The organism is Cyanobacteria bacterium GSL.Bin1, from assembly GCA_009909085.1.
Taxonomy (GTDB): Bacteria; Cyanobacteriota; Cyanobacteriia; order Cyanobacteriales; family Rubidibacteraceae; genus Halothece.
Map to the genome: position 1 here is coordinate 25388 of JAAANX010000038.1, position 20305 is coordinate 45692.

22 protein-coding genes and 1 pseudogene are annotated in these 20305 nt (G+C 45.4%); 13 read left to right on the forward strand and 10 right to left on the reverse strand.

Annotated elements, in window-relative coordinates:
- Window positions 1-17 precede the first annotated feature (17 nt).
- Window positions 18-578 carry a prepilin-type N-terminal cleavage/methylation domain-containing protein gene (locus tag GVY04_03570; protein NBD15239.1) on the forward strand — a complete coding sequence of 187 codons (561 nt, stop codon included), beginning with the start codon at window positions 18-20 and terminating at the stop codon, window positions 576-578.
- 66 nt (window positions 579-644) lie between these two features.
- Here the strand turns inward: GVY04_03570 and GVY04_03575 are convergent, their stop codons facing one another.
- Together GVY04_03575 and GVY04_03580 are read right to left on the reverse strand one after the other, a co-directional pair.
- Window positions 645-1490, reverse strand: a complete 846-nt coding sequence (locus GVY04_03575) for a M48 family metalloprotease (GenBank protein NBD15240.1) — start codon at window positions 1488-1490, stop codon at window positions 645-647.
- Window positions 1490-1912 carry a CopY family transcriptional regulator gene (locus GVY04_03580; GenBank protein ID NBD15241.1) on the reverse strand — a complete coding sequence of 141 codons (423 nt, stop codon included), beginning with the start codon at window positions 1910-1912 and terminating at the stop codon, window positions 1490-1492. The genes GVY04_03575 and GVY04_03580 overlap by 1 nt, the downstream gene beginning before the upstream one ends.
- A gap of 154 nt (window positions 1913-2066) precedes the next feature.
- Between GVY04_03580 and GVY04_03585 the strand changes: the two are divergent.
- The 4 genes and pseudogenes from GVY04_03585 (at window position 2067) to GVY04_03600 (ending at window position 5823) form a co-directional block, all read left to right on the forward strand.
- Window positions 2067-3069: pseudogene (locus GVY04_03585) on the forward strand (alpha-ketoacid dehydrogenase subunit beta).
- Between the two features lie 11 nt (window positions 3070-3080).
- Window positions 3081-4487: a protein translocase subunit SecD gene (secD, locus tag GVY04_03590; protein ID NBD15242.1), complete on the forward strand. Its 1407-nt coding sequence runs from the start codon at window positions 3081-3083 to the stop codon at window positions 4485-4487.
- A complete protein-coding gene (secF, locus tag GVY04_03595) occupies window positions 4484-5434 on the forward strand; it encodes a protein translocase subunit SecF (protein ID NBD15243.1) in 951 nt (316 codons plus the stop codon). Before secD ends, secF begins: the two co-directional genes overlap by 4 nt.
- 47 nt (window positions 5435-5481) lie before the next feature.
- Window positions 5482-5823, forward strand: a complete 342-nt coding sequence (locus GVY04_03600; protein ID NBD15244.1) for a hypothetical protein — start codon at window positions 5482-5484, stop codon at window positions 5821-5823.
- Here GVY04_03600 and GVY04_03605 read toward each other — a convergent pair.
- Complete coding sequence (locus tag GVY04_03605; GenBank protein ID NBD15245.1) at window positions 5820-6449, reverse strand: molybdenum cofactor guanylyltransferase; 630 nt, start codon at window positions 6447-6449, stop codon at window positions 5820-5822. The two genes, GVY04_03600 and GVY04_03605, sit on opposite strands and share 4 nt — an antisense overlap.
- A gap of 41 nt (window positions 6450-6490) precedes the next feature.
- Between GVY04_03605 and GVY04_03610 the strand changes: the two genes are divergently transcribed.
- Together GVY04_03610 and GVY04_03615 are read left to right on the forward strand one after the other, a co-directional pair.
- Window positions 6491-7774 (forward strand): FAD-binding protein, encoded by a 1284-nt coding sequence (locus GVY04_03610; protein ID NBD15246.1) that lies wholly within the window; start codon window positions 6491-6493, stop codon window positions 7772-7774.
- A gap of 20 nt (window positions 7775-7794) precedes the next feature.
- Window positions 7795-9138 carry a 4Fe-4S dicluster domain-containing protein gene (locus GVY04_03615; protein ID NBD15247.1) on the forward strand — a complete coding sequence of 448 codons (1344 nt, stop codon included), beginning with the start codon at window positions 7795-7797 and terminating at the stop codon, window positions 9136-9138.
- Between the two features lie 177 nt (window positions 9139-9315).
- Here GVY04_03615 and ilvN read toward each other — a convergent pair whose 3' ends face one another.
- The 4 genes from ilvN to GVY04_03635 form a co-directional block, all read right to left on the reverse strand.
- Window positions 9316-9846 carry an acetolactate synthase small subunit gene (gene ilvN, locus GVY04_03620; protein ID NBD15248.1) on the reverse strand — a complete coding sequence of 177 codons (531 nt, stop codon included), beginning with the start codon at window positions 9844-9846 and terminating at the stop codon, window positions 9316-9318.
- Window positions 9847-9980: 134 nt separating this feature from the next.
- The gene (locus GVY04_03625) at window positions 9981-10187 is read right to left on the reverse strand and encodes a hypothetical protein (GenBank protein ID NBD15249.1); all 207 of its coding nucleotides are present in this window, start codon (window positions 10185-10187) and stop codon (window positions 9981-9983) included.
- A 31-nt stretch (window positions 10188-10218) separates the two neighbouring features.
- A complete protein-coding gene (locus GVY04_03630) occupies window positions 10219-10563 on the reverse strand; it encodes a ribosome-associated translation inhibitor RaiA (GenBank protein NBD15250.1) in 345 nt (114 codons plus the stop codon).
- 277 nt (window positions 10564-10840) lie between these two features.
- Complete coding sequence (locus GVY04_03635; GenBank protein NBD15251.1) at window positions 10841-11593, reverse strand: DUF561 domain-containing protein; 753 nt, start codon at window positions 11591-11593, stop codon at window positions 10841-10843.
- Between the two features lie 328 nt (window positions 11594-11921).
- Between GVY04_03635 and GVY04_03640 the strand changes: the two genes are divergently transcribed.
- Window positions 11922-12236, forward strand: coding sequence for a hypothetical protein (locus tag GVY04_03640; GenBank protein ID NBD15252.1), 315 nt, complete (start codon window positions 11922-11924; stop codon window positions 12234-12236).
- 137 nt (window positions 12237-12373) lie between these two features.
- Here GVY04_03640 and GVY04_03645 read toward each other — a convergent pair whose 3' ends face one another.
- Window positions 12374-12883: a DoxX family membrane protein gene (locus GVY04_03645; protein NBD15253.1), complete on the reverse strand. Its 510-nt coding sequence runs from the start codon at window positions 12881-12883 to the stop codon at window positions 12374-12376.
- A 398-nt stretch (window positions 12884-13281) separates the two neighbouring features.
- On the opposite strand from GVY04_03645, the gene GVY04_03650 reads away from it, so the two are divergent.
- From GVY04_03650 to GVY04_03660, 3 genes are read left to right on the forward strand one after another with little or no spacing between them, the layout of a single operon-like run.
- Window positions 13282-14082 (forward strand): D-alanyl-D-alanine carboxypeptidase family protein, encoded by an 801-nt coding sequence (locus tag GVY04_03650; protein ID NBD15254.1) that lies wholly within the window; start codon window positions 13282-13284, stop codon window positions 14080-14082.
- A 2-nt stretch (window positions 14083-14084) separates the two neighbouring features.
- The gene (locus GVY04_03655; GenBank protein ID NBD15255.1) at window positions 14085-14747 is read left to right on the forward strand and encodes a HEAT repeat domain-containing protein; all 663 of its coding nucleotides are present in this window, start codon (window positions 14085-14087) and stop codon (window positions 14745-14747) included.
- A 16-nt stretch (window positions 14748-14763) separates the two neighbouring features.
- Entirely contained in the window at window positions 14764-15297 is a 534-nt protein-coding gene (locus tag GVY04_03660; protein NBD15256.1) for a phycobiliprotein lyase, read from the forward strand.
- Here GVY04_03660 and GVY04_03665 read toward each other — a convergent pair.
- Window positions 15294-15776, reverse strand: coding sequence for a hypothetical protein (locus GVY04_03665; GenBank protein ID NBD15257.1), 483 nt, complete (start codon window positions 15774-15776; stop codon window positions 15294-15296). The two genes, GVY04_03660 and GVY04_03665, sit on opposite strands and share 4 nt — an antisense overlap.
- Window positions 15777-15956: 180 nt before the next feature.
- Window positions 15957-17468 (reverse strand): iron uptake porin, encoded by a 1512-nt coding sequence (locus GVY04_03670; protein NBD15258.1) that lies wholly within the window; start codon window positions 17466-17468, stop codon window positions 15957-15959.
- A 317-nt stretch (window positions 17469-17785) separates the two neighbouring features.
- Between GVY04_03670 and bchE the strand changes: the two genes are divergently transcribed.
- Together bchE and GVY04_03680 are read left to right on the forward strand one after the other, a co-directional pair.
- Window positions 17786-19354: a magnesium-protoporphyrin IX monomethyl ester anaerobic oxidative cyclase gene (gene bchE, locus GVY04_03675; GenBank protein ID NBD15259.1), complete on the forward strand. Its 1569-nt coding sequence runs from the start codon at window positions 17786-17788 to the stop codon at window positions 19352-19354.
- A 60-nt stretch (window positions 19355-19414) separates the two neighbouring features.
- Window positions 19415-19981 carry a response regulator gene (locus GVY04_03680; GenBank protein NBD15260.1) on the forward strand — a complete coding sequence of 189 codons (567 nt, stop codon included), beginning with the start codon at window positions 19415-19417 and terminating at the stop codon, window positions 19979-19981.
- Window positions 19982-20305: the final 324 nt, after the last annotated feature.

Below are 20305 nucleotides of genomic sequence, written 5' to 3' on the forward strand. Positions count from 1 at the left end.
AGGAAGGGAAATCGTTAATGTTTAATTCACTGCCGAAGAAAAGTTCTATTCAGGGATTTACCCTTTTAGAAGTTTTAGCCATTACCGTTATTATTGGCATTTTAGCAGGCATTGCTGCGCCTAGTTGGTTTGGGTTTATGCAACGGCAAAGGCTGAACACAGCTCAAGATGAAGTTTTTCGTGCTATACAACAAGCCCAACAAAAAGCTCGGCAAGAAAGTACCAGTTGGCAAGTGAGTTTCCGAGAAGCGACGGTTGATGGCGAAACCGTTGTGCAATGGCGCACTGAAGAAGAGATTGACGCCGATCCTGATCCTTTTCTCAATAACGTTACAGGCGGGTGGAATAGCTTAGATTCACGGATCAATTTAGGTAAAATCAATTTTGAAAGCGATAATGCTAGCTCACCAACAGCTTGGCGCATCCAGTTTGATTACAAAGGTAGAGCCTTGGGTGATGATGGGTTCTATCAAGGTACAATTGTTCTCTCAGCCGAGAATATTTCAGATAAACGATGTGTTATTATTTCTGACCTTTTAGGAACGCTTCGCGAAGCGAAAGATGAGGAGTGCAGTTAAATTTAGGGATCATCCTCTTCTTAAGCTAAAGGTCTGTTGTTTGCTCGCAATGGTACAGTTCACCTCTTAATATTGATGCCAGGGCATGGTGATCAGAGGGGTCAATGCCCAAACCAGTTCTCTGCCTAAATGGATGAGTGGGGGAGTAGTGACCTCTTCTTGATTGATTAAGGCTTCAATGCGCTCTTCGAGGCGAGTTTTAGTTGCAGGACAACTCAAGGCGGCGCAACCGACATCGGGATATTGCACTGTAAACTTGGCAACCGTTACTAAAGATTCTGCCAGCACAATCGGATCAACAGTTTGCGCAGCTTTCCAATCCGCACGCAGTTCTCGTAACAGCAGTAATTCTTCCCAAAGTGGTTGGCTTTGCGGCAACCAAGCGGTCATCCGATAAAGCCAACCTAGCCAGAAGAAGCAAAAGGTATCGCGGTAATAGACATGGGCTTGTTCGTGAGCAATGACGGCTTCTAGCTGCTGGGAATTAAGAATCGACAGTAATCCTTCACTGATGACGAGTTGCGAATGCCACCAGCCAATTTGGGCGCTATAAGGAACAGCAATTGGCAGCACTTGCGCCGGATAACCGGCAACAATAGTATGAGAAGTTTGAGGCAGGTGTTCGCGCGATCGCGCTCCTTGATAAAATTGCCAAAGTAAAGCACTCAGCGCAAAACAGCCAAAGAGGATGGTCAGCCCATAACTGAAGTGACCATTTTCCAGCCCTAACATTTTGCCATGAGTGCCCATGACTAAAACCGACATTGCCGTCATCAGCAGCAAAAGCGGCGGAAAAAGAAAATAAAAGAGGGTGCGTTCCCAGCGTTGGCGATAGTCAGAGGCATCGGGCGACCACAGCCAACGGATGATGACTGCCCCCAATAACGCCATTACAATCATTACCGTGTGCATTATTGCTGTTCCTCCCGCCGTTGACGAATCGCTCTTAACCTCAGCGCGATCGCGTCGAGTTGTTCTAAACTGGCTGTATCAAGTCGATCAGCAAAAGACGCCACTAAATCGGGATCACTCACCGCTAAAAACTGATTCAGTTGCTCATACGCCTTCAGCGCCTGGGCTTCCTCCCGAGACAGGGTTGCTTGCCAATAAAATACCCGTCTTTGTTTATGACATTTGAGCCACCCTTTCTGGGTGAGCCGTTGTAAAACGGTTGTCACGGAAGTGTAAGCTAATTCTCGGTCCGGATTGCTCAAAATTCGTTCATGAATCGCTTTGACGCTGGCGCAACCTAACTCCCAAACTATGTCTAAAATTTCTTGTTCTAACCATCCTAAGGATAACTTTTTGGGACGTTCCGGCGGTAAAGGAGTCATTCGTCTGTACAGATTTTTTAAAAAGAATTTTATTCTTTATCTTCTAGCATTTCCTAGAAAAATTTGTCAAAGATGAGCGCTTTAGGCAAGCGCCAATTTTGATGATAGGATCTCATTTACATCACAATTTTAAATTCGTGTTAAAAGAGTCGAGATGGCACAGACAATATTTTTCAATGCTTTACGGGAAGCGACTGATGAAGAAATGGCGCGAGATGATACCGTTTTTGTTCTCGGCGAAGATGTCGGTTCTCGGCGAAGATGTCGGTCATTATGGCGGATCCTATAAAGTGACGAAAGACCTTTACAAAAAATATGGCGAGCTGCGTTTATTAGATACGCCGATTGCCGAAAATAGCTTTACAGGAATGGCAGTGGGCGCAGCAATGAGCGGGTTACGTCCTATTGTCGAAGGCATGAACATGGGCTTTTTACTGCTGGCGTTTAACCAAATTGCTAATAATGCCGGGATGTTGCGCTACACTTCCGGTGGTAATTTTAAAATCCCTCTGGTGATTCGCGGACCCGGTGGCGTCGGCCGCCAGTTGGGGGCTGAACACTCGCAACGGTTAGAGGCGTATTTTCAAGCGGTTCCCGGTCTAAAAATTGTGGCTTGTTCAACCGCATATAATGCGAAAGGATTGCTTAAAAGCGCGATTCGTGATAATAATCCTGTTCTTTTTTTTGAGCATGTCTTGCTCTATAACTTAAAAGAAGATTTACCCGAAGGAGAATATTGGCTGCCGTTAGATCAAGCAGAACTCGTTCGTCCGGGAAAAGATGTTACCATTCTCACTTACTCTCGAATGCGGCACCATGTTCTGCAAGCACTCAAACCTTTAGAAGAGCAAGGCTTCGATCCCGAAGTGATTGACTTAATTTCCCTCAAACCTCTCGACATGGAAACGATTAGTGAGTCGGTGCGGAAAACCCATCGGGTGATTATTGTGGAAGAATGTATGAGAACCGGGGGCATTGGTGCCGAATTAACCGCTCGCATTAATGATGAATTGTTTGATGAACTGGATGCACCGGTGGTGCGTTTATCGTCTCAAGATATTCCCACCCCCTACAATGGAACCTTAGAACGCTATACCATTGTGCAGCCGCAAGACATTATTTCCGCTGTGGAAGACATGATGGCTTTGAAGGTGTAAGGGCAGAACTGATGCAACAACAGCGAACAACGATCGCGCTCATTTTTTTCCTGATTATCGGTGCTCTGGTAGCACTGGTCCAACTTTCTGTGCCCCTGGGGTTAGATTTAAGAGGCGGGGCGCAACTGACCATTCAGGTCAAACCCACGGAAGAAATTCAACAAATTACGCCCGACCGCCTAAAAGCGGTGAAGCGGGTGATTCAAAATCGCGTCAATGGCTTAGGCGTCTCGGAACCGATTGTGCAAACGGTAGGGGGTGATCAAATTTCGGTGCAGTTACCAGGCGTGAGTGACCCTGCCCAAGCCGAACGAGTACTGGGTGGAACCGCTCGCTTGGAATTTCGGGCGCAACAACCCAACACCGAACAGGAATTTCAATCCGCGTTTTTACAGCGTCAGCAGCTGCGCACCCAGTTAGAGGAGTTGCGACAAAATCCCGACGCAAATGCCGAAGCCATTGCAGAAACTACAGCAGAGTTAAAAGAAGTCAATGGCGCGATCGCGCAGTCGTTTTCTCCGGCTCAACTCACGGGCAATACCTTACAAGATGCTCGCGCCCAACCCCTTTCCAGCGGCGATAACTGGCAAGTGGCGATTCGATTTGACCAAGAAGGGGCAAGCCAATTTGCTGAATTAACCCAAAATATTGCCGGTACCGGTCGCGGCTTAGGCATTTTCCTCGATGATGTGCTGGTTAGCGCGCCCACTGTCGGTCCCGAATATGCCGATAATGGCATTACCGGTGGCAGTGCAGTTATTACCGGCGGTTTTAGTATCCAAGAAGCCCAAGACTTAGCGATTCAATTACGCGGGGGGGCACTGCCCTTACCGGTGGAAATTGTGGAAAATCGCACGGTTGGTGCGACCCTGGGTCAAGAAAGCATTGAACGCAGTATTTATGCCGCCCTCTCAGGCTTAGTATTGGTTTTAGTGTTCATGGCGGTTTACTACCGTTTACCCGGCTTAATTGCCGATTTAGCCCTGGCAATTTATGCCTTACTCACCTTCGCGGCTTATGTTTTAATTGGCGTCACGCTCACCTTACCGGGGATTGCAGGGTTTATCCTCAGTATTGGTATGGCAGTGGATGCCAATGTCCTCATTTTTGAACGCACCCGCGAGGAACTCCGCGCCGGCAAAACGCTGTATCGGGGAGTAGAATCGGGATTTTATCGCGCTTTTTCCAGTATTCTCGATAGCAATGTCACCACACTCATTGCTTGTGCGGCTCTGTTTTGGTTAGGGTCAGGGTTAGTCAAAGGCTTTGCTGTTACCCTCGCGATCGGTGTTTTAGTGAGCTTATTTACAGCGCTCACCTGTACCCGCACCTTTCTCCTTGTTGCTGTGTTAGGGTTCCCCTCGGTGCGTAAAAAACCGGAATTATTCTGTCCCAATTTGGTGGTGTCGGCAAAATGAAACTCAAGGTAATCAAACAACGGTATTTTTGGTGGACCGTTTCCGCCTTTGCTTTCGTCCTTTCCCTACTGGCGATGATCATTTCTTATACGCAATTTGATGCCCCCTTGCGTCCGAGTATTGATTTTGTTGGGGGAACCCGTTTGCAGTTAGAACAAGATTGTTCAATTCCGAATAATTGCGATCAGCCCATTGAGGTGAACCAAGTTCGGGAGATCCTGACCGAACAAGGATTCCCTGAAGCCAGCATTCAAGTGGTGGGAGAAGCGCGGCAAGGGCTGTCAATTCGCACCCGTAACTTAGATGTGGACGAACGCACGCAACTACAAAGTGCCTTAACCGAAGCAGTGGGGCAATTTGATCCCAAAACCACGAAAATTGACACCGTGGGTCCCACCATTGGTCAAGAACTATTTACATCCGGGATCTTAGCGTTGCTAGTGTCATTTTTTGGGATTATTGTTTATCTCAGCATTCGCTTTCGCCTCGATTATGCTGTCTTTGCCATTTTTGCCCTATTTCATGATGCTTTAATTACCTCCGGTGTTTTTGCGATCTTAGGCTTAGTAGCTGGCGTGGAAGTAGATAGTTTATTTTTAGTTGCCCTGTTAACGATTATTGGTTTTTCGGTGAATGATACGGTTGTGATTTATGACCGGATTCGGGAAACGAGGCAGATGGAACCAGAAGTGGACATGAATCAAGTGGTGGATGATGCGGTGAATCAGACTTTGACCCGTTCCATTAATACCACGTTAACCACAGTGTTGCCATTACTTGCTATCTTATTATTTGGAGGGGATACCTTAAAAGAATTTGCTTTGGCTTTAATTATTGGCTTCATTTTAGGGGCATATTCGAGTATTTTCTTAGCCAGTACCCTCTTGGCTTGGTGGGAAGAACGACAAGCAACCCCAGAACCTGAACCGTCCAATGAGCAAGTGTAAGTGATTTTCAAGTTTTGGCAGTTGATGATTCAGAATTAGGGATTCAGATGCAACGACTGCACCAGCTGACTGTTTTCAGTCGTTGGGTGTTGATTGTTCTCTCTTGGGCGATTACCTTACCGATTGTCTTCTGGCAGCTAAGGGAAGAAATTGCTTTGATCCGTTCTCACTTTACAATGGCTGCCGTGCGCTATGCCTTGGTGTTTAACCCCGGTTACGCGATCGCGCTCAGTTGGTGTCTTGGCATTACTACTGCCGTCTTATTGTGGCAAAGTAGTAATATTCTGTTTGGCTTTTCCGAACGTTACCGCCAGGAACTGGAAAAGCGAGTCCGACGCATCCGGAGAAAAGGGAAATCTCATCTGCTGTGGCGTTGGGTCATGCGTTAAGTCTCGGGTGTGGGGGCGGAAATTTGTTGCCAATCGGCTGGAGTATTACAGTTAAACAAGGTAGCACGATCGCGCACGGTTAATTCTTGGACGGGATGCCGGTCTAAAAAGCCTTGAAATGAGCGTTTTCCTGCCGCTAAATAGGTGGCAAATAAGGCGGAACACTGGTCACGATAAAACCCCGCTAACGGTTCCCAGCCTTGAGGCGATTTGGGTAAAAGTGCAACCTTTTCTGCAGTTACTCCCTCTATCTGCCGACACCAGAATTCTAGTTCCGAGACGGTCAGTTTGGGTAAATCACAGGCTAGCGCTAAAATCCAGGGAGTTTGCACAACTTGTAAGCCCTGGTATAGCCCCACTAAAGGTCCATGAGGGATTGTCTCCTTTGAGGACACCGTTTCTGGAATAAGCTGACAGCCGGGAGGAAGTATATCTTGATAACGCTCTCCCCAAGGGGTAACAATATAAACCTGCGGGGTGAGGGTTTGGGCTAACTGACAGGTGCGTTGCAGAAGCGGCGTTCCTGCCACTGTCATTAAAGCTTTATCTTCTCCCATGCGCTGACTTTGTCCGCCAGCAAGAATAATGGTGCTGAGATGATTTTCCCGGGAAGAGGCAATAGACATGAGACACTAGAAAAAAACGTTAAACATCAGCCAATAGACTTATGAGTCAAGATTTTAGCGCGGTTAGGCAGCAATTGGAAACGCTGATCACCTCACAGCAAGTTAGTTATGAACCGCAGTGGCAACCCGCACCCCAGTTACCGGCAAAGCCCTTAGTTATCCCAAAAACAGAAGCAGCGGTGGGGAAAGTGTGCGCGATCGCGCAGCAAAATCAGCGTTCAATCGTTCCTTGTGGCAATGGGACTAAACTCACCTGGGGCGGATTTCCCCCTCAGTTTGACTTCTACCTTAGCACCCGTCACCTCAACCAAATCGTTGATCATGCCGTGGGTGACTTAACCGTGACGGTGCAAGCTGGCATCACTCTCGCCCAATTGCAAGAAAAACTTCACCAAAGCAATCAGTTTCTACCACTTGATCCAGCCGATCCCGAAACCGCAACCCTCGGCGGCATTGTTGCCACTGCAGACGCGGGCAGTTGGCGAGAACGTTATGGTGGAGTTAGAGACTTACTCATTGGCATTTCCTTTGTTCGCGCCGATGGGGAAATCGCCAAAGCGGGAGGACGGGTTGTGAAAAATGTTGCCGGATACGACTTAATGAAACTCCTGACGGGATCTTATGGCACCCTTGGTCTGATCACCCAACTTACCTTCCGTACTTATCCGTTACCACCGGCGTCTGCAACCCTTGTTTTAACGGGCGATACGGATGCCATTACACAAGTTGCCCAAACCCTTCGCAATTCCACCTTAACGCCCACCCGTGCCGATTTATTATCTCCTGCTGTTAGCGAGAAACTCAACTTAGGAAAAGGCTTAGGCTTCATTATTCAATGGGAAACGATTATCGAAAGTATTAATCAACAAATTGAAGAACTGAACCAGATTGCAAAATCATTTTCCCTGACAATAACCCGTTACCAAGGGGAGAATGAAAACTTATTATGGGATCAATTGAAATCTTTAACTTCTGTCCCTGGCAATAATAACCAAATTACTTGTAAATTCGGCTTATTACCCACTGCAAACTGTCAATTTTTCTCAGAACTCCCCCCTGACAGTTACGCTATCATTCATAATAAGAGCGGTTTAGGTAAACTAATTTTATTTGAAGATTTATCATTATCCACTCTGCAATCAATTCGCAATTACTGTGAAAAGAATCAGGGGTTTATGACCCTTCTTTCTGCTCCTAAAACGATTAAAGAACAAATCGAGCCTTGGGGATATTCTGGTAATGCATTAGCCATAATGAAAAAGATTAAACAAGAATTTGACCCCAATAATCAGTTTAATCCGAACCGTTTTGTAGGTGGAATTTAAAGCAATTTTTAACTTTAAAAATGACAGAAAAAGAAGCAAACTTAGATAATTTTATCAAGCCAGCAACTGGATTTGACGAAAAAAAACCGCCGCAACCCGAACTGGTTGATGACTGTGTTCATTGTGGCTTTTGTTTATCCACTTGTCCCAGTTATCGGGTGATTGGCAAAGAAATGGATTCCCCACGAGGACGCATTTACCTCATGGATGCGATTAATAAAGGGGAAGCCGAGTTAGATGAAGCAACGGCACAACATTTTGACTCTTGTTTAGGGTGCTTGGCTTGTGTGACCACTTGTCCCTCCGATGTCCAATATGACAAACTGATTGCTGCGACTCGTCCGCAAGTGGAACGGAATTATCCTCGTAACCTGTTAGATCAACTGTATCGCCAGTTGATTTTTAAGTTATTTCCTTATCCCCAGCGGTTACGTCCACTGTTGGTTCCCCTATTCGCTTATCAGAAATTAGGCTTACCAAACCTAGTCCGGAAAACAGGGCTACTGAAACGGATTTCTCCTCGTTTAGCGGCAATGGAGTCGATTTTACCGGAAATTACAGCGCGATCGTTCCAAGATAATTTTCCAGATGTAATTCCTGCGCAGGGGAAAAAACGGTATCGCGTGGGGGTAATTTTAGGGTGTGTGCAACGTCTCTTTTTCTCCCCAGTGAATGAAGCGACCGTTAGAGTGTTAACTGCCAATGGTTGCGAAGTTGTGATCCCGAAAAGCCAAGGGTGCTGTTCTGCTTTACCCGCCCACCAAGGGCAAGAACAACAAGCACAAGCCTTAGCCAAACAAATGATTGATAGTTTTGAGGGAACTGATGTCGATGCCGTGATTATTAATGCTGCCGGTTGTGGACATACCTTAAAAGAATATGGACATATTTTAGAAGATGATCCCGACTACAAAGACAAAGCAAAAGATTTCGCCAATAATGTAAAAGACGTGCAAGAATTTCTTGCCGAAGTAGGATTAACCACTCCCCTTTCTCCTGTGCAAGATGAGCCCTTAGACATCGTTTATCAAGACGCCTGTCACTTATTACATGGACAACAAATTAGCCTCCAACCCCGGCAACTTTTAAAGCAAATTCCGAACCTGACCTTACATGAACCGGTTGATGCGGCGCTGTGTTGTGGTAGCGCTGGGGTTTATAATATGCTCCAACCCCAAGTTGCCGAAGAATTAGGTGAGAAGAAAGCCAATAATCTCCTTAACACCGGCGCAAAAATGATTGTTTCTTCTAATCCAGGTTGTTCTTTACAGATTCAAAAACATCTCCATCAACAAGGAAAAACGGTTCCTCTGCTTCACCCGATGCAATTATTGGATTATTCGATTCAGGGCATTAGGTTGTGATTGATTAGTCATTGGTCATTGGTCATTAGTCATTAGTCATTGGTCATTGGTCATCAAAGATTCACCTTGTCACCTTGTCTCCTTGTCTTTAGGGACTTGCCTGCAAACCGATTGCTTGTTCAAGTAGCGCTATCCCAAGGGCAAAGGACAAAGGACGAAAAACCAATGACAAATTGATTATGGCTGACTGGGAACTGTTTCCACTAACTTGAGATATTCTGTATTCACTCCCGAATCGCGGGTTAAGGTAATTTTTCCGGTACGGGCGAGTTCCCGAATGCCAAACTTACTCAGCATTTGGATAATTGCCACCATTTTTCCGGGATCGCCAACCACTTCTAGGGTGAGGGAGTCTTCTGAAATGTCCACCACTCGGGCGCGGAACACTTGAGCAAGTTCAATCACTTCCGCTCGCCCGGATGCCGTTGCATTTACTTTGATCAGCATCAGTTCCCGTTCGACACAAGGAACTTGGGTTACATCTTGCACTTTCAGGACATTAATTAACTTGTAGAGTTGTTTCGTTAACTGTTCAATGGTGCGATCATCGCCGGGAACCACCATCGTAATCCGAGAAATACCCTCTTTTTCTGCGGGTCCCACGGCAAGACTTTCAATGTTGTAGCCTCGTCTTGCAAATAAACCAGCAATGCGGGTTAGTACCCCTGCTTCGTCTTCCACCAAAACGGATAACGTATGTTTAAGCATCAGTCGCTAACTTAGAACAATTGAGATGGATGGGAGATTGACAGTGGACTCAGAAGATTCACTCTTAAGCCCACTGCAATCATCGGTGAGTACCTATCATAGCAAGAACTTTCCCCTCCCTGATCCGAAGTGAGTTAATCTGTCTGGGTGGTTAGACTTAAGCCCGGAGAAAAGCACCAATGCCTTCGGCTTGCTGTAATTGTTCTCGGGCCTCTCCTTTCACTAATTCTCTCACTTAAGGTCGAGTGACGATCTGGGGTTTGTTCAATTTCTTCTTGCAGCGATCGCAGCTGATTTTTGGCAACCGTCACAAAGCCCTGATTCAAGTAAGTAATGACCAATGACCAATGACCAATGACTAATGACTAATGACTAATGCTGTTTGACCTCATTACGCTGGCGTTCCGTCAATTCCAGCAGTTGACGGCGGGCCGCTTTAAACGCATCTTTAATCAGAGGCTGCAACGCTTCGTATTGACGGTTTTTACCAGAATTTTTATCCACGGCGATTTCGTGACCCCGCTTAACGGTTAAGTCGATACGGACTCGATACGGGGAACCCGTTTCTGGGTTTTCATGTTCTTTTTCAATGGCAACCCGACAGCTATTGATATGGTCACAGACTTTTTCCAGTTTCTCGACTTGTTCTCGTACTAAAGTGTCAATCGTTTCGCTTTTGGTCAGGTTGCGGTGAGTAATTTCTAAAGGGAGTTCCATAGGGCTGTCCTCATCTCCTGTTGAGCCAGAAACACACTGATAGCAAAGTACTTGGCAGGCTCGTATCTATAAATTCCTTTGTGTCCTTCGTATCTTTGTGGTGAATCCAAACACTTCCTTGTAATACACGTCTAAACCAGCAGACTTATTCCATATGCGACGACAATCAACGAATTTATCCTTCACTTTAAAATTTAACAAGTGGGTCTGCTCCCTACTTTTACGGATAGCCGAAATTCTTGCCAAGGAGGGGTAACGGCTATCCGCCCAGAAACGATTAAGAAGGGACAACCCGACGCCGTTGAACCGTTGCCAGGGCTTCCACTAAACTGCGCACCGTTGCCACCATCGCTACTTCATCATCGAGTTGATTAATGGCAGAACCGACACCGACACCGGAAGCACCCGCCGCGATCGCCATGGGAACTGTGACACTGGATAAGCCAGAAGCGCATAAAACAGGCACAAAAACGGCTTGGGAAATACTAGCTGCCGCCGCTAAAGTGGGAGTCGCTTTTTCAATCAATCCCAGCATTCCCCCATGAGTGGGACTGCTACTGGTTCCGCCTTCGGTTTGAATAATATCAGCACCCGCTTCCACCAACTGCATTGCCAGTTCGACTTGTTCATCTAAAGGCAAAATATGAGGAACCGTTACCGACAGCGTAATCGTTGGCAGTAACTGACGTGTTTGTCGGGTTAACGCTAAAACTTCTGCTGCTTCAAAGCGTCGCCCTTGGGCATAAAAGGTGTCGAAGTTACCAATTTCAATTAAATCTGCCCCCGCTTCTACACAGGGCAAAAAAGCCTCTGGATCAACTGCCGATACGCAAACCGGAAGAGACGTGAGGTCTTTTGCCATCTTCACTAATTCAGCATCTGCAGCAATATCCACAAACGTTGCCCCACCAGCACTGGCAGCTTTAATGACTTGGGCAACCTTGGCGCGATCAAAATTATTCAACCCACTAATTACTTTCAGGACATCCTGATGCTGAAATGCTCCTTCTAAATTCGGGTGCATAGTCATTGTTGAATTTTCCTTAAAATCTCTTAATCTGGAGAGCCATTATAGCTGATTCTTGTTACTCATCGAACCGCGTAATTCTGTTCTCTCTTCCCCTTACTTATCAAAAAAGTGTGTTTTTGTCTTTTCCTTTACAGGATCGTTACATTACCACCTGAGAAATAATCGTTACGGTTCTACTTGCATCAGGAAATTGAGCGCTTTTCGCAAACATTACTATTTGCAAACTCTCATTAAATCTTCTTACAAAGCTGGCAACTCCGGAAATGGTTTCGGTTTAATGAAAACAAAGAAGCAGAGTGTATTTTTTCAGAAATAAATTAAGGGTACCATGAAGCGATATCCACAACTCACCCGATTAATTTGGAATTATTATCGAGAAAATAAGTCCGAATCCCAACAATTGAAAATCTTAGGAAATTGCAAAGTCAATCGGCGTTGGGGTGATTTTCGGATTAACTGCCCAAATTCGGAATTGGCGAATGCAGTCTGCGATTTAATTCCTTTATTAGAACTGCCAATTATTAAGTTACGTTTAGCAAAACGCATTAAAATTTTAGTTGAAGGGCGTTTGTTTCGTTCAGTTGCCGTCGGCTCTCAACACCTGAGTCCGGCGGATGCGAGGAAGTTTTTAACAAACTATTGACCAACGGTCAAAGCCGGCACCTTCTTGAACAGAAGACGTAATCTTTGACGCCTGTCAAGAAATCTGTTTTAGTATAAAAAAGAGAGTAATCGGGCAAGATCACTCTCTCATTCAGTTATCTAAGTAGCGGTTAGAAGCTATTTAGAAGCAACTTTTTCTTCGATATTCTCAGTAGCCTGTTGAGCATCTTGGCGGATCTGTTCAGGCTGCTGTTCTTCAGAGAGGACTTGCGCGCTAAGCCAACTGCTAATGAAGGTGTCAACGGAGAATAAGCCACCCCCATTAATGAGGAAGAAGAGGAAGCAGCTGGCATAAATGGATGAGAGTTCTAAATAGGGAATACTGAAACCGGCAACTAAGATATGGTGATACATGGCGATTGCCATTGTCCCAACTAAACCCAGTGCAGCCGGGCGCGTCAGTAACCCTAAGGCAACCAAGGGGGCCCCGATCAATTCAGTGTAGGCAGCAACATAACTGAAGAAGATCGGAAAAGGTAGTCCAATCACTTCTACGTAAGCCGTTGCAAAGCTTTCAATGTCAGATAGTTTATCGAGTCCGTTGTGAATCATCATCACACCCACAACGACTCGCAGAATTGCCCAAACAGACTGGGACCAATAGTTAGCGCTGAAGTTAGAGCGCAAGAGTTTTGATGATAAATCAAGTGCTTTTTGAACCATTATGTTTTATATTTTTCCTGAAGTAGCTCGTGCATGGGATTAAGCTCAATGAAGAGTAAATGCAAGTTGAGGCGGTAATTTTCTCCCCCCTGAAAACAAAGAATAGGACTTTCGATTTTTGTCCTTTCCAGCAAAGAAGCCTTCCATTAGGGGAGACGTACGCTTTAACTGGCATATATTGCTGTGAAATAAATTTTTCTTTTACTCTTCTTTTACAAATATAAAGTAAAACTAAATAAATCGCAATAAAACTTAGTAAATAGAATTGACTTTTCTCAGAATTTTTTCTTCCCTTGAACTTACTCACAGCTTGCTAAACTGAGGAAAGCCCATCACACCCTTATTTATGTGGAGGAGAAACCTTGTCTGTTGGGAATAATCAACCCTCTCCTGATGAAATTCCAGAAGCCTTGAGAGATGTCACTCCCATTGTCAAAACCAAACGGAATCGTTTCTGGCTTTGGCTGGGAACTGGTGTAGGCTTAGCCATAGTCGGTGCAATGATTGGAGTCTATCTCTGGAATGAAAATTCAAACCTGAGAGTGGCCTCTACCCCACAAGTGCTAGAAAACCTGACATCACAACCAGAAAAAAAGAACGAGACAGCGCAAACCGAACAAGAAGCGTTATCCTCAAAAGCCGTCCTCCAAGAAAGCCGTCCTGATTTATTGGGGCATTTGCCTTATGAAGCGGCATCTCCGGAAACTTTAACGCCCGTTACCGCTGATGGTCGCATTCAGTTGAAAACCCCTGCTGCGGAAGACTTTTTGCAGATGCAAGCGGATGCTCGGCGGGAAGGAGTGTTGTTAGTCCCTTTATCAGGGTTTCGTTCTCTTGCCCAGCAAGAAGACCTCTTTTTTGGGGTGAAAGCGCAACGGCGGCAAAGAACAACGGAACGAGCGGAAGTGAGTGCCCCCCCAGGATATAGCGAACATCATACGGGTTATGCCATTGATATTGGTGATGGGAAAGCCCCCGCCACTCATGTGGAAAAAAGTTTTGCTGAAACGGAAGCCTTTGCTTGGTTAGAAGCGAATGCAGCCCGCTACAACTTTGAATTGTCTTTTCCAGAAGAGAATGCGCAGGGAATTAGTTATGAACCTTGGCATTGGCGCTATGTTGGTAATCAAGAAAGCTTAGAAATTTTTTATAAAAACCAATAACAATGAGTGATGTTAATTTAGAGCAGTTATCTCAGCAGCTGGAAAGTTCCAGTCAGCGCGATCGCATGGTGGCCTTAGCGCGGCTGAGAGATGTTGATCCCGAACAAGCGGTTCCCCTGATTAAAAAAGTTTTATATGATAAAAGTTTGCAGATTCGTTCAATGGCTGTGTTTGCTTTGGGAGTAAAACCAACCGCAGAGTCTTTTCCGCTGCTTTTGGAATGTCTTGAAGATGAGGATTATGGGATTCGGGCGGATGCCGCAGGGGCAATGGGCTATTTGCAAGATCAACGGGCTTTTGAGCCTTTGGTACGGTTATTTTATGAAGATACCAACTGGTTGGTACGATTTAGTGCAGCGGTCTCTTTAGGTAATCTCAAAAATCCAGAAGCGAAGCAAGTGTTGCTAGAAGCCCTCAATAGTGAAGAAGTGGTTTTACAACAAGCCGCGATCGCGGCTTTGGGAGAAATTAAAAGTAGCGATGCGATTGAAGAAATGTTACGCTTCGCCCAATCTGAAGATTGGCTGGTGCGTCAACGCCTCGCCGAAGCCCTCGGCAACTTTGCCACTGATCAAAGTATCTCCGCCCTGAATTACTTAAAGAAAGATAGCCACCCCCAAGTGAGCAAAGCAGCAACGATTTCTTTAGAAAAACTTGCCAATTAACTCAATTTTAGAAACGATGATTGATATTAAAACTTTTTTTGAACAAAGTGAAGGCAAATGGTTTACCCAACGGACTCAGTATAATCTGGCGCAAAACAAAGTCGAAAATGGTCAAGCTGAATTAACGGTCGAGTTATTGTCACTAGAAGATGGCGCGATCGCGGATCTCTATGAACAAGTAGCTCGTCAACTGAGTGATCAAACCGCAACCGATTTATCTCATGGTGCTGGGGCAAGAATTAGTTGGGATGCTGATAGCCAAAAAGGCAGTAATTTAATTCTTTTGATTGCCGATGATACACAGCAACAGCAGGGAAAACTGATTCAAAAAACAATAAGTGGTGACTCTATTCCCACTGTCGGTCGCTTTACGCTTGGAGAAGATGAAGCCTTAACGCTATCTACCACTGCTCAAACAAACAGCATTATTAAAGAACGACTGTGGTTTGCTCATCCGAACTTACGCCTGCGCACGGTTTGGCAAGAAAATGAAACCGGACATCAAGGATGGGTTATGTTTTATTCTGAAATTCGCCGCATCACAAGTTAATTCGCTTCTGAATTGGCAACTGCTTTCAGTTTTGAGTAAACCTGAGATTGATCGAGTAAGGGGGTAAAGCGGTCAATACTCAAGGAAGGTTCACGTGCTTCTTCTTCATCTTCGATGACGGTTTCTGCCTCCAATTCTTCTTCAATTTCTGGTTCCGGTTCAGATATGGGGGAAGAATTTCTTCCTCTGTTTTCAACTGCAATAGAAACTTCGCGTAATGCTTTCGGTAGTCGATGACAAATTAACTGTTCAAACTCGTGAGTAAAGTGAAACTTGGGTTGACCCCGATGTTCCCAAAGGTTGAGAATGTGCTCCACCGAAATTGTTTTATATCGTCCTAAATAGAGGGCTTCGATAATGGCTAAGCGAATCCAAGAAGCATCATATTCCTCTAACCAACGTGCTGCCAAGGTTTGCGATGTTTCTCCATCAAGTTCAAAACCATAGTTTTCAATTAAAACTTCAATCAGCTGTTCCATGACTACCCTAACCCAAGGAAGTAATAGTTTCTCGATCAGTATATCAGTAATAATACGTAACTGTAATAATACGTAACTGTTTTCGTTTGTTAGTATTTTATTTTACCTATTATACCTGTAGTTTACTGATCTCTCCCAAATTCATCAAGCGATATTCTTCACATGAGTCAATGATGCTTGCTAGAAGGTCACTGTCATCCTCATCGTACTAGTCAGAATATCAGCTTCTCTTCGATTTTGATTCGGATTGAGATGCCAAATAATTCCTGGGGTAAGCGTAACCTGGTCACTCACTTGCCACTTGTAAAAACCTTCTAAATGCCAAGGAATCTGATTTTCTATGCCAGATTGGTTTTCTAAATAACCCAGATAGGGTTGAGCACCGACAATAATTCCCCCTAAATTATCTGTATGACCCAAGTCTGGAAAAATGATTGAAACCGCATAATTCCAAATTTCTCCGTCACCTTCACCTAGCGCCTTCACATCTGTGTAGCCAAAGCGACCCCCAAAGGCGAGTTTAGAATTAGCTTGCCAAAACACTTCCATCCCGTAGGCATTAGTCACTGTGGGAAATTGGGCTAGAATATCATTCACGACTGCGGTCCCCACAATCGTCTCTCCTTCAGAAAGTCCATCGCTAAAACCAAAGTCTCCTTCTTGAAAATAGCTATGGAGATAATTCACGCCAAAAGAAAGATTGTCGGTCGCCTTCCACTTTAAACGCAGCCCTGTACTATAAGAACCATTCCCGAAGCCGGTTTCTGGATCCTGTGCATCTGAAGTATAGTATCCTACTCCTACGTGCAGGAGATCATGGAGATAATGAGAAATCGCAACGCCAGTTCCACCGCCTAAACTCAGAATGGGGTTGCGTTGAGCAAAGGTCGAAAGGGTTGTGGTTCCAGCGTTATCATCTTCCAAAAAGGGATTAACTGCAGGGGTATTATAATCTGCATGCTGTCCCCCTTTTGCCGTTAACAAGGTACGCGTATTCTCACTCAGTGGGAAGCGATAACTGAGCTTACTCAGAATTAGCGTGTTATCTGTGTTACCACGCCATTGCTGGGTTTGAGTTAGTTCACTGGTCCCATTGGCTAAATTAGGAGTGATGCTATTCCCAGCTGTCAAACGAGTGAGGAGTGAGTCGCGACCGGTAAAGCTCGTCTTAAAATCAAGGCGCGATCGCGCTTGCCCAACAATGCCTGTTTCTTCTCCACTTTGAGCACTATGGGTAACCGCTAAATTCACCACGCCCTGTAATTTAGTGGTGGTTGAAAACTGAGTAATTTCTAACTCTCGCACGAGCGCTGTTACACCATCCACTCGCCCTCGCAAAATCGACAGTTCTCGTGCAAATTCTGTTTGTAGTCGCTGGATAATCGGTTGTTCTTCTAAGCGAATCTTAATCTCCAATTGACCAATACAATGATTGAGTAAAGCGGCAAATTCATAACGACTCACCGCCTGCTCACCGCGAAAAGTTTGATCCGGATATCCGGCAACACATTGGTATTGTCTTTGCAAGGCTTGTAACGCAGAAAATGCCCAGTGGCTCGTCTCAATATCTTTTAAATCAGTAACAGGTATCACAGGTGGCGCTAGAGTGGAATTGGGTTGAGCTTGCGCCGTGGATACCTTCACCATTAACGGAAGGGCGAGGGTGAGTAAAAGCAGAGGGTAACGGTACATAGCAGGGGATGAGTCCTCACAACGTGGAAATCTTGGGCAGGGTTTAGGTTAGCTAGTGTCATTTCTGATATTACCCTTAGCATTATTTCCGATCAGAAGCGTAAAGAATTTCAACAATCACGCTGATCGGCAATTGTGCCGTGGCACTATTTTTTTAAACTAGGTAACAATTTCAGAGAAGAGCTCTTGACACCATTTTTTAAGTAATTTACTTTATAGTTATTTAGTTTTTTTTAAATCAAGTCTTAACAAGAGATGGCGTGAGGGTGTGTTGAAAAATCACACCGGCTTTAACCGTCTCAAGGAGGAATAATAGAATGCGCATTTTGATGATTCAACCCAATTACCATGCCGGTGGTGCCGAAATTGCCGGAAATTGGCCGCCAAGTTGGGTTCCTTATGTGGGGGGTGCCCTGAAGCAAGCTGGGTTCACCAATGTCCGATTTGTAGATGCAATGAGTCAAAACATCTCGGATGAGGTGTTAGCGCAGATTATCGAAACGAATCAGCCAGATGTTGTCTTGGCAACTGCCATTACCCCGATGATTTACCAGTCGGAAACAACGCTGAAAATTGCGAAGGACGTTTGTCCGAATGTGGTTACGGTAATGGGCGGAATTCATCCCACCTATATGTATGCCGAAGTTCTCAATGAAGCACCATGGGTGGATTATATTATTCGGGGAGAGGGGGAAGAAATCACTGTTAATTTGCTAAGCGCGATTGCGCTTGGAACCGATCAAACGGATCGCGCTGAAATTAACGGCATTGCCTTCTTAGACAACGGGGAAGTGGTCGCCACCCCTGCCCATCCTCCGATTAAAAATTTGGATACGCTCAGCCCCGACTGGAGTCTTTTAGAATGGGAACATTATATCTATACGCCCCTGAATGTCCGAGTAGCGGTTCCCAATTATGCCAGAGGATGCCCCTTCCGGTGTCGCTTCTGTTCCCAGTGGCGGTTCTGGCGGAAATATCGATCGCGCACCCCAGAAAAATTTGTGGATGAAATCGAGACCCTAGTGAAAGACTACAAGGTCGGTTTCTTTATTCTGGCAGATGAAGAACCCACCATTAACCGTTCTCGTTTCATTGCCCTTTGTGAAGAACTGATTGAGCGCAACTTAGGAGTTCATTGGGGGATTAATACCCGTGTAACCGACGTTTTACGAGATGAAGAACTCTTGCCCCTCTACCGCAAAGCAGGCTTAGTTCACGTTTCTCTAGGCACTGAAGCGGCAGCACAGTTAAACTTAAATCTTTTCCGGAAAGAAACGACCATTGAAGATAACAAACGGGCGGTGCAGTTACTGAAGAAAAACGGAATTGTTGCCGAAGCGCAGTTTATTATGGGGCTAGAAAACGAAACCCCAGAAACCATCGAAGAAACCTATCGCATGGCACTTGATTGGAATCCTGATATGGTGAACTGGAATATGTTTACTCCTTGGCCCTTTTCTGATTTATTCCAAGATCTCGGCGATCGCGTGGAAGTGCGAGACTATTCCCAATATAATTTTGTCACCCCGATTATGAAGCCCGATCATATGGAACGGGAAGAGGTTTTGAAAGGAGTTTTGCGCAACTATGCTCGTTTCTATATGCGGAAAACTCTCGAATACTGGTTTGCCCGTGATCCCTTCAAACGGAAATACTTACTCGGCTGCTTGAAAGCCTTTGCCAAAACAACTCTGAATAAGCGCTTCTATAATCTCGGTCGTGTCAAATACAAAGGCTTACAGACCAATATCGATCTCGGCTTTGATGAATCGAAAGTTTTTACTCGCGAAGAGTTAGCGCAACGGAAACGGGAACATCCTGAGTTAGAAGCCGATATGAGTTTTGCGGGAACGGTCTCCGGCAATCAAAACTCCTCTCAGCAGTAAGCTGGAAATACTGGAAAATATTGCTTAGGAAAAGAGCATGGATGCATTCAGGTAATTATTGTGGAGTCGGATGAAGCTACTCGCATCCAACTGAGAACCGAGTTGCGCCAACAAGCGGGGATTGAAATTGCCAGTGAAGCGACCAATGGGGAAACGGGATTGGTTTTATTGGAATCGATTCCTGTTGATCTCGCAATCGCGCCCATGATCCTATCGGATATGGATGGGGTCACCTTTACTCAGAAGGTGCGCCAGTTACAAGCAGAAGATGAGGAACTGACCTTTAAAGTTTTATTGCGTTGTTCCCTCCAATCAGAAAAACAGGTAATTGCTGCCTTTGCTGCGGGTGCGGAAGCCTATTGTCGGGATGATTTGAGCATTGCTGAATTAGCCAAGAAGGTGAAAACCACTCATGAACAGGGACTTGCCTTTGATAGCGCGATCGCGCAAGTGATCCAAAACTACGCCACCGAATTAGAGTTGAACGACGCGGATCAAAACCTCCTTAAGGAAATGGCACAAGGGGCTTCCCAAGCGGATCTGTGTGAAGCCATCACCCAACTGCGGACACATTTGCAAAGCAGCGATCGTGTCCACTCTGCTTTAAACGCCTTACGCACCGGTTAGCTTAACTCAAACAAGCCCTGTGTTGTACCGAAGGTGAGTGTTGGGACGGGGCTTTCTTTCGTCTCATTTTTTTCTTTCAATATAAACCCTTTTTTAAAGTTTTGAAAAATGACGATACAAGTTAGCAAAAAAGCCTTCTGGAGAAATCCACTTCTCCCAAATTTTGCGACAGCTATACTGCAAATCGACAAATTCTTGAGGTGTTGACACTCCCCCGGCTAAAGCGCGGGGGATTCTTGGTTCATCGAGGCTGCTTGCTCTGACAGAACGGATTCTACCAGAGTAGAGGCTGCTTCTCCCCAAGCGTGAGTTCCGACGTGCCCC

Coding starts and splice junctions, on each gene's coding strand:
- bchE (NBD15259.1), top strand. CDS start 17,786: ATGCGCATTTTGATGATTCAACCCAATTACCATGCCGGTGGTGCCGAA.
- GVY04_03610 (NBD15246.1), top strand. CDS start 6,491: ATGAGTCAAGATTTTAGCGCGGTTAGGCAGCAATTGGAAACGCTGATC.
- secF (NBD15243.1), top strand. CDS start 4,484: ATGAAACTCAAGGTAATCAAACAACGGTATTTTTGGTGGACCGTTTCC.
- GVY04_03615 (NBD15247.1), top strand. CDS start 7,795: ATGACAGAAAAAGAAGCAAACTTAGATAATTTTATCAAGCCAGCAACT.
- GVY04_03670 (NBD15258.1), bottom strand. CDS start 17,468: ATGTACCGTTACCCTCTGCTTTTACTCACCCTCGCCCTTCCGTTAATG.
- GVY04_03635 (NBD15251.1), bottom strand. CDS start 11,593: ATGACTATGCACCCGAATTTAGAAGGAGCATTTCAGCATCAGGATGTC.
- GVY04_03655 (NBD15255.1), top strand. CDS start 14,085: ATGAGTGATGTTAATTTAGAGCAGTTATCTCAGCAGCTGGAAAGTTCC.
- GVY04_03665 (NBD15257.1), bottom strand. CDS start 15,776: ATGGAACAGCTGATTGAAGTTTTAATTGAAAACTATGGTTTTGAACTT.
- GVY04_03660 (NBD15256.1), top strand. CDS start 14,764: ATGATTGATATTAAAACTTTTTTTGAACAAAGTGAAGGCAAATGGTTT.
- GVY04_03630 (NBD15250.1), bottom strand. CDS start 10,563: ATGGAACTCCCTTTAGAAATTACTCACCGCAACCTGACCAAAAGCGAA.
- GVY04_03570 (NBD15239.1), top strand. CDS start 18: ATGTTTAATTCACTGCCGAAGAAAAGTTCTATTCAGGGATTTACCCTT.
- GVY04_03575 (NBD15240.1), bottom strand. CDS start 1,490: ATGCACACGGTAATGATTGTAATGGCGTTATTGGGGGCAGTCATCATC.
- ilvN (NBD15248.1), bottom strand. CDS start 9,846: ATGCTTAAACATACGTTATCCGTTTTGGTGGAAGACGAAGCAGGGGTA.
- GVY04_03600 (NBD15244.1), top strand. CDS start 5,482: ATGCAACGACTGCACCAGCTGACTGTTTTCAGTCGTTGGGTGTTGATT.
- GVY04_03580 (NBD15241.1), bottom strand. CDS start 1,912: ATGACTCCTTTACCGCCGGAACGTCCCAAAAAGTTATCCTTAGGATGG.
- GVY04_03605 (NBD15245.1), bottom strand. CDS start 6,449: ATGTCTATTGCCTCTTCCCGGGAAAATCATCTCAGCACCATTATTCTT.
- secD (NBD15242.1), top strand. CDS start 3,081: ATGCAACAACAGCGAACAACGATCGCGCTCATTTTTTTCCTGATTATC.
- GVY04_03640 (NBD15252.1), top strand. CDS start 11,922: ATGAAGCGATATCCACAACTCACCCGATTAATTTGGAATTATTATCGA.